The following is a 12,060-nucleotide window of genomic DNA, read 5'->3' on the forward strand; positions in this document are numbered from 1 at the left end:
TTACAAGTTTTAGAACGACTGCGTAAGTCAGGGTTACGTATGGCTGTTGCGACATCTAGTCGCCGTGCAATTGCCGAAGAATATCTCATTAATGCGAACGTTTATAAGTTCTTTGATGTTTTGGTTTGTGGTGATGAGGTTGAGCAGGGAAAACCCCATCCTGAAATTTTTCTTCGCGCTGCAGAAAAAATAAATTTAGCACCGCAAGATTGCCTGATGTTTGAAGACTCTGAAAATGGTATTCGTTCCGCGCATGATGCAGGAGGGATTTGTGTACTATTTAAAGATATCAAAGCACCCAATGACGCCATGTTGTCACATGCTGATTATTATTATGAGAGTATGTATGATTATTTAGAGGTACTGGATACATATACCGCGCATTTAGACATGCCGAAAGTACCAGAAGCATTTCCACAAACCCTAAACCAACTAAGTGTGGGGATCCATGGTTTTGGTGCGATTGGTGGCGGTTATTTGGGGCAAATTCTTTCACATTGGGACGGCTATACTCGCCCTAAAAGAATTTATGCTTCTACACGAAATACTTTATTTCGTTCAGCAGTCAATGCATTTGGAAGTTACTGTATTCGTTATGGACAATTGTCTTATGACGAACGCATTGAAAATATGAATATTATTGATGCTGAAAATATTCAACATATCCAGGAAATGTATACTGAGTCTGTTTTAGTTGCGAGCTGTTTGCCTGAAAATGCAATCAAAACAGAAGCTACTGCAATCGCTCAAGGCTTATATGCACGTTATGTTGCTCAAGGTATGCAAGTCATAAGCCCATTAACCGTGCTGATTATTTTAAATAAAGTTGGTGCAAAACAGTTATGGCTTAAAGCTGTACGTGAAGCTTTAATGACGATCACAAACTCTACGGTTGCAGATATTATTCTCGAACAAAATTATTTTTGTGATACGGTTGTGAACCGCATGGTGTCAAAACTTACAGATCAAAACTTATATCGTCAGCTGAAGATTAAATATAATATTTTTAAGCAATATCAGGTGGATGGTGATAGTAATCAGGTCGATATAGAAGATGCAACTAAATTAAATTTGGCGCAACAACAGCAAGCGAATGTTTATATAGAAGATATGCGTCAAAATTTTCAGTCGGGTCATATTTTGCAAAATATGGATTTGATCTTATTTAATGCTGAAACGGATATGCCCATTTATGTCGAGAATAATAGCCCACTGTTGCAAAAGATGCGTCAAATGGTGCTTGTCGACCAAATTAAAGATATTCAGACCATCAAAAATCGGCTTTGGAATGGTGTGCATGCGATGATGGCTTGGTACGCAAGTTTACTTGGTCATTCAACGATTGGTATTGCCATGGGCGATACACAAGTACGAGCATTTGTTGAAAAATTGGTTGATGAAGTCAAAATAGGATTGTCTGAGCAAATGCCCACTCGTCGTTCAGAACTCAATCGTTTGGCACAAAGTTTTTTAGATTCCTGCCAGTTTGCTTATAAAGATCCATGTGAACGTGTGGCTCGAGATCCTTTACGGAAACTACAAGCGCAAGAACGAGTATTTGCATCACTGAGTTATAATATTGAACATCATTTCGCATTTGAAGCTTTACTCAAAGGCGCTGTTTTGGGCTATGTTTATGCAATCCAAAATGATCAAAAATCTAGTTCAGAAATACAACAGCATTTAAAACAACAAATTGGGCTTTTAGCGATCCAAGACAGTGATCAGAAATATTTAATGGACATCATTCACGAATCTGTTGAACTGATTGATTCGGGAAAAATCAGTATTGCCGATTTTATACTGCTGAATGATTTACATTTAAATTAGGTCAGGCTTAGAACAAAAGAGGATCAAAATGTGCATCAAAAGATGACAGCTAACCCATTTATAATAAGTGAGTGAAATAGTTGCGATGATACAAGATAGGTCGGAATGTATCATCGCTGAAATAATCTAGATAGAGCAAAGAAAAATGCTGAATATAGCTGAAGCATATTTTTGATTTTGCTAAGCTAATGTTGATTAAATATGGGTATATGGATTTCGGATGTCAGATCAAACTTGCCCTTGTGGTTCAGCGCAGTATTCAGCATGTTGTCAGCCATTACATTTAGGCATAGATAAAGCCCAAACAGCTGAACAATTGATGCGCTCTCGTTACAGTGCTTTCGCCAAACATGAAATTGACTATATTGTGAAAACCACTGCGATCGGTCAGCAACATGCTTTAGATGTGAAAGCGATTGCAGATTGGAGTAAAGCCAATCAATGGTTAAAACTTGAAGTGATTCAGGCCAATGAAAAAATTGATAAAAATCACGCTCAAGTTGAATTTAAAGCGCATTACAATGATGCAAAACAAACCCAAATCCACCATGAGGTTTCATACTTTGTTCAGTACAATCAAGCTTGGTACTTTTTAGATCCTACAACAGACCAACAGATCACCATGAAGCAGCTTTGTATTTGTGGTTCTGCCAAGAAATTTAAACAATGTTGTGCACGATACTTGTAGTTTTTTTCAAAAGATGCCTTAAAATAGCGCACATCTTTTACCCATCAGTGGATGAAGGGAAATGTTACTCACTATAATTTATATTATCGCCATTACCGCAGAAGCCATGACAGGTGCGTTATCCGCAGGAAGACGCAGTATGGACTGGTTTGGGGTGGTTTTGATCGCTTGTGTCACTGCCTTGGGGGGTGGCTCGGTCCGCGATGTTTTATTAGGTCATTATCCACTGACTTGGGTTAAACATCCTGAATACTTGGTACTGACATGTTGTGCTGCATTTGTCACCATCTTGATTGCTAAATGGATGAAGCACCTGCATTCTATTTTCCTACTGCTCGATGCTTTAGGTTTGATTGGTTTTACGATTATTGGTTGCCAAATTGCCTTACAAATGGGGCATGGTTTTGTCGTTTCAGCCGTTGCAGGAGTTTTGACTGGGGTATCAGGTGGGATCTTACGTGATATTTTATGTAATGATGTACCTTTGGTTTTCCGCCGTGAGCTCTATGCTTCAATCTCTTTTGTTGCGGTAATTTTCTATTGGTTCTGTATCGATGTTGGTCTATCTCTAGAAATCACCGTAATTTCAACCTTAATTTTTGGGTTTGCATTACGCTGTATTGCCATTTATTTTGGTTTAGAAATGCCTAAATTTATTTATAAAGATGATGATGAGCACTCTGCATCATCCAAAGATGAGGCTTGATTTAGAATAATAAAATACTTGCTTTTTAAACGCGCATTGAATTGATGATCTTGATGTCAAGATCATCACAATGAATAATAAAATTAGACATCCTGTTGTGAAAGCAGCATTCCCACTTTCCATTGTATACAGAGAAATCGTTATGGATTTAGTTTCGCGAGTACAACGTTTACCTATTGGTAGATTTCACTATAGCTTGCTTTGGGTGATTGGTTTAGGGTGGATGTTTGATGCGATGGATACGGGGCTTATCTCGTTTATTCTGACCAAAATGGCTGAAGAATGGCAGATGTCACCGACCGAAAAAGGTTGGGTTGTTTCGATCGGTTTTGTGGGAATGGCAATTGGTGCAGTATGCTCCGGTGGGCTCGCAGATAAAATTGGTCGGCGAACTGTTTTTGCAATAACTCTAGTCACTTATAGCATTGCGACTGCTTTATGTGCTTTTGCACCAAATTTAACATGGTTATTGGTGTTTCGTTTTATTGTTGGCTTAGGATTGGGTGGGCAACTGCCTGTCGCTGTGACATTGGTCAGTGAATATATTCCTGCGCAAGTACGTGGTCGCTTTATTGTCCTTTTAGAAAGTTTTTGGGGGCTAGGTTGGCTGGTTGCTGCCTTAATTTCTTATTTTGTGATTCCTGATTATGGTTGGCATATTGCCTTTCTCATTGGCGGTTTACCCGCAATTTATGTATTTATCATTTTAAAGAAAGTCCCTGAATCAATTCCTTATTTGATCAACCGTGGGCGTATTCAAGAAGCGCATGCTTTGGTACAAAAGTTAGAACGCCAATGTGGTGTAGACGTTATAGAAACGATTGAAGTCAAGCCAGTTGCGACAAAGCAAAGTGTTTCTTTTTCGCAGCTTTGGTCAAATCCATTTGCAAAACGTACGCTGATGTTATGGCTGATTTGGTTTGGAATCGTATTCTCTTACTACGGCATTTTTACATGGTTGCCGAGCCTTTTGGTTAAACAGGGCTATAGTATTGTGCAGTCTTTTGAATATGTGCTGGGGATGATTTTGGCACAGCTTCCAGGTTATGTTGTTGCCGCTTGGTTGGTGGAAAAACTGGGGCGTAAAGCAACATTGGCTGGCTTTATTGGCATGTGTGCATTTTCAGCTTATTTCTTTGGTCAAGCAACCTCGGTCAATATGATTATGCTGTGGGGGTGTTTGATGTCGTTCTTTAATTTAGGGGCGTGGGGCGTTTTATATACCTATACACCTGAACAATACCCAACCAATATCCGTGCTTTCGGTTCAGGTTGGGCATCTGCTATTGGGCGTATAGGCGGTATTGTTGCGCCTTTGGTTGTGACACATATGATGGTGGCATCGAATGGCTTTAGTGCTGTATTTATGATGTTTACGGCAGTACTTTTTGCTGTCGCCGCGGTGATTTTAGTTTTGGGCGAGGAAACGAGAGGCAAGACTTTGGAAGAGATCGGGTTGTAGCGCTTCATCAAGAAAAGTAGTTATAGTCTTGATTAATGTTAACGACTTTTAAAATTAAAAAAGAATAAGTTGCTCATTCTCAAAAAAGTGGATAATTTTACGTCATTAGAAGCATCTAAAGACGTAAATTGTCGTTGAAGAACAGAGTTACACTTGTGTAGTGAGACACTGCGACTTAGCATAAGAACTTAGATACATAAACATTTATTTAGAACGAATTTATTTAGGATAAAAGGTTGTTATGACAAGCCTTGCGCATCATGCGACAGAAAACCGTTCCGTAGCAGAATTTACCGAACAAGCTTACCTAAACTATGCCATGTACGTGATCATGGATCGTGCATTGCCACATATCAGTGATGGTTTAAAACCGGTACAGCGCCGTATTGTATATGCAATGAGTGAGCTGGGTTTAAAACCAAGTGGTAAGCCCAAAAAATCTGCACGTACCGTCGGTGATGTATTGGGTAAGTACCATCCTCATGGTGATTTAGCATGTTATGAAGCGATGGTGTTGATGGCACAGCCATTTAGTTACCGTTACCCATTTATTGAGGGGCAAGGTAACTGGGGTTCACCTGACGATCCTAAATCATTCGCAGCCATGCGTTATACCGAAGCCAAGCTTTCAGCGTATAGTGATTTATTACTTTCCGAATTAGGCCAAGGTACGTGTGACTGGCAAGATAACTTTGATGGTTCATTGAAAGAACCTGTAAATTTACCTGCACGTGTGCCGAATATCCTATTAAATGGTACCACAGGTATTGCGGTTGGTATGGCAACGGATATTCCGCCACACAATCTGCGTGAAGTGATTAAAGGAACGATTGCTTTAATCCGCAATCCAAACTTAAGCGATGAAAAAGTTGCAGAATACATTCCTGCACCAGATTTACCAACCAGAGCCGAAATTATTACGCCACCTGAAGAATTGTTAAAAATTCAAATCGCAGGGCGTGGTAGCTATCGTACTCGTGCGATTTATAAGATTGAGAAAAACGAAATTGTAATTACCGAACTGCCTTATCAGGTTTCAGGTTCGAAAGTGATCACTCAAATTGCAGATCAAATGCAGGCAAAAAAATTGCCATTGGTCAGTGATTTACGAGATGAATCAGATCATAAAAATCCAACTCGCTTAGTGATCGTATTACGTTCAAACCGTATTGATGCCGAAGCAGTGATGAGTCATTTATTTGCAACCACGGATTTAGAATCAAGCTATCGTGTCAATATGAACATGATTGGTGCAGATGGCCGCCCACAAGTTAAATCGATTCGCCGTATTTTATTAGAATGGATTGAAATCCGTAAAAATACTGTGACTCGACGTCTGCAATATCATTTGAATAAAATTGAAAAGCGTTTACACATTTTACAAGGTTTAATCATCGCATTTTTAAACATCGATGAAGTGATCAAAATCATTCGTGAGGAAGATCAACCTAAACCTGTGTTAATGACACGTTTTAATATCGATGAAATTCAAGCTGAAGCCATTTTGGAACTCAAGTTACGCCATTTGGCAAAACTTGAAGAAATGGAAATGCGTCGTGAACAAGAAGAATTAGAAGCAAGAGCTGCTGTAATTCGTGAACAATTAGCAAATCCAGAGTCATTGAAATCTTTAATTATTGACGAATTAAAAGAAGATGCCAAAAAGTTTGGTGATGACCGACGTTCACCTATTGTACAACGCTCTGAAGCTCAAGCGATTAGCGAACAAGATTTAATGCCTGCTGAAGCGGTGACCGTTGTACTTTCTGAAGCAGGCTGGATTCGTGCAGCGAAGGGTCATGATGTTGATGCTGAGAATTTAAATTTCCGAGCAGGAGATCAATACCTAAGTCATGCGCAAGGTAAGTCTAATCAGAAAGTTTATATCTTAGATGAAAGTGGACGTAGCTACGCCTTAGCCATTAACAGCTTACCTTCAGCCCGAGGATTAGGAGAACCGTTGAGTTCAAAACTTTCTCCAGCCAATGGCATTGGATTCTTACAGGTGATTATTGGAGAGAATGATCACGAAATTGTTGCAATAAGTTCCAAAGGTTATGGATTTAGATCAGCTGCGAAACAGTTAGATACAAATGCGAAAGCAGGTAAAACCTTCCTCACTGTTGCGGACGATGCCAAAGCTATGCCATTGTTAATGATTGAAAATAATACTCATTTAGCTATACTCAGTTCGGCAGGCCGTCTACTTTTAATCGATTTGAGCGAATTACCTGTTCTCAATAAAGGTAAAGGAAACAAGTTGATACAACTTGAAGGCAATGAACAAATACTATCCATGACAACTGTGGTTTTAAGTGAAATAATTCAAGTGCTTGCAGGGAATCAGCAATTAAAACTTAAAGGGGAAGACCTGCAAAAATACGTAGGTAAACGTGCCTCAAAAGGGCAACTATTACCACGTGGGTATCAAAAAGCAAATAGACTGTTGGTTCAAAGATAAAGCTAGCATCCAATGATTGAAATACGTTATATATGAGAGATATTCGTGAATATGGATGTAATATTGAGCAGAAATAAACTAAAAAATGATGCTCAGTATTGAAAAACAGTTTAAAACCAAGGATTACTGATTGGAGAATGTGGGATTATGGAAAAGATTTGGTTTGCTGAATACCAAAAAACTGGGATTCCAGAGACAGTAGAATTGCCGCCGGAAAATACCTCACTGATTGACATTTTTGAGCGTAATTTCCAGAAATTTGGTTCACGTGATGCTTTTATCTTTATGGATAAAGTAATGTCTTTCAGTGAACTTGAACTTGCAAGCCGAAAATTTGCTGCATATCTTCAAAGCCTTGGTTTAGCAAAAGGCTCTCGAGTTGCAGTGATGATGCCAAACGTTCTCCAATATCCTATTGTTGCTTTAGCGGTATTCCGCGCAGGGTTGGTATTGGTGAATGTTAACCCACTTTATACCGCTCGTGAGTTAGAGCATCAATTGAATGACTCTGGTGCAGAAGCACTGGTTATCGTTGAAAATTTTGCAACTGTTTATCAAGCCATTTTGGGCAAAACGCCAGTGAAGCATGTGGTTGTTGCTTCTGTGGGTGATATGCTTGGTACATTAAAAGGAACATTGGTTAACTTTGTTTTACGTAATGTTCGTAAACAAATCCCAGCATGGAATATTCCTGGGCATATCAAGTTCAATGCTGCATTATCTAAAGTAAATCCAAGTAATTATAAACGCCCAAGCATGACCTTGAGTGATACTGCTGTATTGCAATACACAGGTGGTACTACAGGTGTATCTAAGGGCGCTGAGCTTACACATCGCAACTTAGTTGCAAACTTATTGCAATGTGACGGTATTTTCCAAAGTAAATTTGGTCAAGGTGATGGTTCGAAAGATGATCGTATCTTCTGCGCATTGCCGCTTTACCATATATTTGCTTTCATGGTTTGTGCACTTTACGGTATGTACAAAGGTCAGGCAAACGTTCTGATTCCTAACCCACGTGACTTACCAGCAGTGATTAAAGAATTACGTAAATATCAGCCTGGATTCTTCCCTGCTGTAAATACATTATTCAATGCATTGGTACACAACGAAGAATTTAGACAGCTTGATTTTAGCAATCTTAAAATGGCGATGGGCGGTGGGATGGCTGTATTACCATCGACTGCTGATGCTTGGAAAAAATTAACAGGTACCATCATTATCGAAGGTTATGGTTTATCTGAAACTTCTCCTGTTGCAACAGCAAATCCACCAGCTACAACTGAGTTCAGTGGTACCATTGGTGTTCCATTACCATTAACTGATGTTGCTATTTTGGATGACGATGGAAATCATTTGCCACAAGGTGAGCAAGGTGAAATCTCGATTCGTGGTCCTCAGGTGATGAAAGGTTACTGGAACCGTCCTGATGAAACTGCGAAAGTGATGACAGCAGATGGTTATTTCCGTACAGGTGACATTGGTATCATGGATACTCGTGGTTACTTCAAAATCGTGGATCGTAAGAAAGACATGATTTTAGTATCAGGATTTAACGTATATCCTTCTGAAATTGAAGAAGTCATTGCGACCCATCCAAAAGTACTTGAAGTTGCAGCAATTGGTGTACCTGATGAAAAATCTGGTGAAGTGCCTAAATTATTTGTTGTGAAAAAAGATCCATCTTTAACCACTGAAGAAGTTCTTGAGTTTGCTAAAGAAAACTTAACAGGTTATAAACGCCCACGTTATGTTGAGTTTATGGATGAATTACCTAAATCAAACGTAGGTAAAATTTTACGTAAAGATTTACGTAAATAATTGCCAAATTGAATACAAAAAAAGCGCCAAATTTGGCGCTTTTTTGTTGTTTCATGAAAATTTTTTAGAGATGGTTATTTTTAGAACGGATAAACCAACCGTCAATATAGGGACGGCTTAAACCGACAATGCCTGTAAAAGTCAGCATGGTCCCCATTTGTCGACCTAAGGCAGAGGGTAAAATCTTGCCATAGCTAAAATAAATATCAATCAGACAATACACAGCAATAATAGCTAACCATAGATATAAATTCATGCGTTTGACTCCCACAGCGAGAAAAGCGACGGTGAGAATGGTGAATGTACCTAGGGTAGATTGCCAATTAAAGTTTGCACAAATCACGCAGAGCAAAAAAGCAATAATCGGTAGGGCGATTTTCAATATACGATCAATTTCACCTTGCTGTTGGCGCTGCTTTTCCAAAGTTTCAAACAACGCTTTCTGATCTTGCTGCACGATAAGGTCCTCTTTGCAGAATTTTGCAAAACTCTTTATTTAACAAAAATTATTCGCTGAATGCCATGCTATGATAACCCGCATTAATACTTCATGAGAACAGATCATGGCTGGGATAGATGGCATCATATATTTAATTCTAATTGCCTGCATACTTCCTTATGTTTTTACCATCATTGCAAAAGTTGCTGGCGGTTTTACGATTGCAGATAATCAGAATCCACGTGAATTTTTAGCCAAAACCACGGGTTTGGCCGCACGTGCCAATGCTGTGCAACAAAATAGTTTTGAAAGCTTACCATTGTTTATCGCCGCAATTCTCATGGCTGAATATATGGTGGTTTCGCAGCATCTGATCATGATGTTAGGGATTGCATATATCGTACTGCGCATTATTTACGCAATTTGTTATCTTGCTAATATTTCGACATTGCGTTCGATTATTTGGTTTTTGTCGATGGCCTGTCCGATTCTTTTATTGTTGTTGATTATTCGGATGATCTAAATCTTTTCTGATTCATGCTAGGTTCATTTTCATGAAGCAAAATGTATAATCGGCAACTGTTCACGCAATTTAGCGTTATAATCAACAAGATTTTAAATAAGACCTCACTTGAAAGAGTATTCTATGAGCTATAGTAATATCCCTGCTGGTAAAGATGCACCAAATGACATCTACGTAATTATCGAAATTCCTGCAAATGCAGCACCGATTAAATATGAAATTGATAAAGATTCTGATGCATTATTTGTAGACCGTTTTATGGGTACAGCAATGTTCTACCCAGCAAACTATGGTTATGTACCAAATACTTTATCTTTAGATGGTGACCCATTAGACGTATTGGTTGTAACACCTTATCCAGTTGAGCCAGGTTCTGTAATTCGTTGCCGTCCAGTGGGTAAATTGAACATGGAAGATGACGGTGGTGTAGATGCGAAATTGATCGCTGTTCCGCATGAAAAATTAACCCCGCTTTATAAAAATGTTCAGGAATATACAGATCTTCCAGAATTATTGATCAAGCAAGTTGAACACTTCTTTGCTCACTATAAAGATCTTGAAGCTGGTAAATGGGTTAAATTAAGCGGTTGGGAAGGTTCTGAAGTTGCAAAACAAGAAGTACTGAGCTCAATTGAAGCTTACAACGCTGCAAATAAATAATTCGTACTGAATGCTGGCTTGAATATTGAAATATTTAAGCCAATAAAAAAACCTGCACCAAAGTGCAGGTTTTTTATCACTAGAAATTCAGGTGATTAAAATAATTTCACAGGAATATCTAAGAATAAACGCCATTCATTGGTGTCTGGCATATAAACGTTGTTATACGTTTGGTCTGCGCGTAAGTGTGAATAACGTGCACGGAAGCTGACATCTTTAGCAAAACCAGATTGAACTGTATATTTTACTTGGTTAAAGAATTCGCTTTCTTTGGCATTGTTATCAGTTACAACACCATTGCTCACAGCTTTGATATCCCAACCATAAACATAAGCAGTCGTCCAATTTAAACCTGGAACACCATAACCACCGAAGTCTAAGTTATATTGAACTTGAGCTGATTTTTCATGGTTACCAATGAAGTCAGACAAGTATGAGTTAGGCAGGTAGATTGACTGACCACCGTCTGCATTTGCGCCGTAATCATAACCAGTATTGCCCGTGTTTTGTTGGTAAGCCAACATCACAGTATGAGGACCTTGGTTATAAGTACCAGACAATGCCCAGATGTTGTTGCTACGATCTTCTACGTTTGTATCACCTTTGGTTGATGAATAAGTAGAAGCATCTTTATCCCATTCAGTATGATAGCCACTGAAATCAAAAGTAAGTGAATTTTGATTCGCAAGTGGATATTTATAGTTTGCATTCACATAATGACGTTCTAATGCATTTTTAGAGTCTAAACCATAATATGAAGTGCTTAACTGATCATCAAATTTATATTTTGCACCCCAAACAACCGCATCATCGAGTTTGTTTTGGTCAGTCGCAATTTGGTCTGAATATTGGTTTTTAGTAAATTTACCAGCAACTAATTCCAAGTTTTGAATTTCATGGCTAGTCACTAAAGTACCTGTGAAATATTCAGGAACTAAACGAGCTGTATTACTTGCAAGTACAGGCAAATCTAAAACTTGTGTTCCGTAACGTACTGTTGTGTTAGAGAAACGAGCTTTAACGTTTGCACCACCACGCGCCCAATGATCATAAGGGTTACCCTCATTGTCACGTGGAATCATGTTGTTGCCTGAGTGGTTATTGTCACCAATTTTAAATGAACCGTCACCAACAGCGCCCACACCGAAACCTACGATACCTTTGGTAAAACCAGAATCAAGCGTTACGATTGCTGTTTGAGCAAATGAACTTTTGTCTGTATCTGGTGCAACATTTTTATAATCACGGCTGATATAACCAGTACGGAATAAAATAGATCCTGTTGAGTCTTCTAAAAATCCTTTTGCTTCACTTTGTTCGCTAGCAAATGCTGGGGCAATAATGGCAGCATTAATTAATACCGCTAAAGTAAGTTTTGTAGCTTTAAGCATGTGTTTCCTCGTAAGCGAGAGAATATGGTAATCACTGACTGAATTTAGTGCAGATAATGGATGAATTGTATATTTAATC

General features: G+C 38.8%; 10 protein-coding genes. 8 read left to right on the forward strand and 2 right to left on the reverse strand.

Annotation, left to right across the window (positions count from 1 at the left end; translation table 11 throughout):
• The 6 genes from mtlD to D7V20_RS17180 form a co-directional block, all read left to right on the forward strand.
• Positions 1-1,830, forward strand: a 1,830-nt coding sequence (gene mtlD / locus D7V20_RS17155; RefSeq protein WP_120385220.1) for a bifunctional mannitol-1-phosphate dehydrogenase/phosphatase, incomplete at its 5' end; no start/stop codon positions are given.
• A 220-nt stretch (positions 1,831-2,050) separates the two neighbouring features.
• A complete protein-coding gene (locus D7V20_RS17160; protein ID WP_120385221.1) occupies positions 2,051-2,518 on the forward strand; it encodes a YchJ family protein in 468 nt (155 codons plus the stop codon).
• 61 nt (positions 2,519-2,579) lie between these two features.
• Positions 2,580-3,224 carry a trimeric intracellular cation channel family protein gene (locus tag D7V20_RS17165; RefSeq protein WP_120385222.1) on the forward strand — a complete coding sequence of 215 codons (645 nt, stop codon included), beginning with the start codon at positions 2,580-2,582 and terminating at the stop codon, positions 3,222-3,224.
• Between the two features lie 142 nt (positions 3,225-3,366).
• The gene (gene niaP / locus D7V20_RS17170) at positions 3,367-4,686 is read left to right on the forward strand and encodes a niacin transporter NiaP (RefSeq protein ID WP_120385229.1); all 1,320 of its coding nucleotides are present in this window, start codon (positions 3,367-3,369) and stop codon (positions 4,684-4,686) included.
• 241 nt (positions 4,687-4,927) lie between these two features.
• Positions 4,928-7,147, forward strand: a complete 2,220-nt coding sequence (gene parC / locus D7V20_RS17175; RefSeq protein ID WP_120385223.1) for a DNA topoisomerase IV subunit A — start codon at positions 4,928-4,930, stop codon at positions 7,145-7,147.
• Between the two features lie 147 nt (positions 7,148-7,294).
• Positions 7,295-8,968 (forward strand): long-chain-fatty-acid--CoA ligase, encoded by a 1,674-nt coding sequence (locus tag D7V20_RS17180; protein WP_120385224.1) that lies wholly within the window; start codon positions 7,295-7,297, stop codon positions 8,966-8,968.
• Between the two features lie 64 nt (positions 8,969-9,032).
• Here the strand turns inward: D7V20_RS17180 and D7V20_RS17185 are convergent, their stop codons facing one another.
• Positions 9,033-9,428, reverse strand: coding sequence for a hypothetical protein (locus D7V20_RS17185; RefSeq protein WP_235831666.1), 396 nt, complete (start codon positions 9,426-9,428; stop codon positions 9,033-9,035).
• Between the two features lie 103 nt (positions 9,429-9,531).
• Between D7V20_RS17185 and D7V20_RS17190 the strand changes: the two genes are divergently transcribed.
• Positions 9,532-9,930, forward strand: a complete 399-nt coding sequence (locus D7V20_RS17190) for an MAPEG family protein (protein WP_120385226.1) — start codon at positions 9,532-9,534, stop codon at positions 9,928-9,930.
• A gap of 123 nt (positions 9,931-10,053) precedes the next feature.
• Positions 10,054-10,590 carry an inorganic diphosphatase gene (ppa, locus tag D7V20_RS17195; RefSeq protein WP_120385227.1) on the forward strand — a complete coding sequence of 179 codons (537 nt, stop codon included), beginning with the start codon at positions 10,054-10,056 and terminating at the stop codon, positions 10,588-10,590.
• A 95-nt stretch (positions 10,591-10,685) separates the two neighbouring features.
• Here the strand turns inward: ppa and D7V20_RS17200 are convergent, their stop codons facing one another.
• Positions 10,686-11,981: an OprD family outer membrane porin gene (locus tag D7V20_RS17200; protein ID WP_120385228.1), complete on the reverse strand. Its 1,296-nt coding sequence runs from the start codon at positions 11,979-11,981 to the stop codon at positions 10,686-10,688.
• Between the last annotated feature and the right edge of the window lie 79 nt (positions 11,982-12,060).

The organism is Acinetobacter rongchengensis (assembly GCF_003611475.1).
Classification (GTDB): domain Bacteria; phylum Pseudomonadota; class Gammaproteobacteria; order Pseudomonadales; family Moraxellaceae; genus Acinetobacter; species Acinetobacter rongchengensis.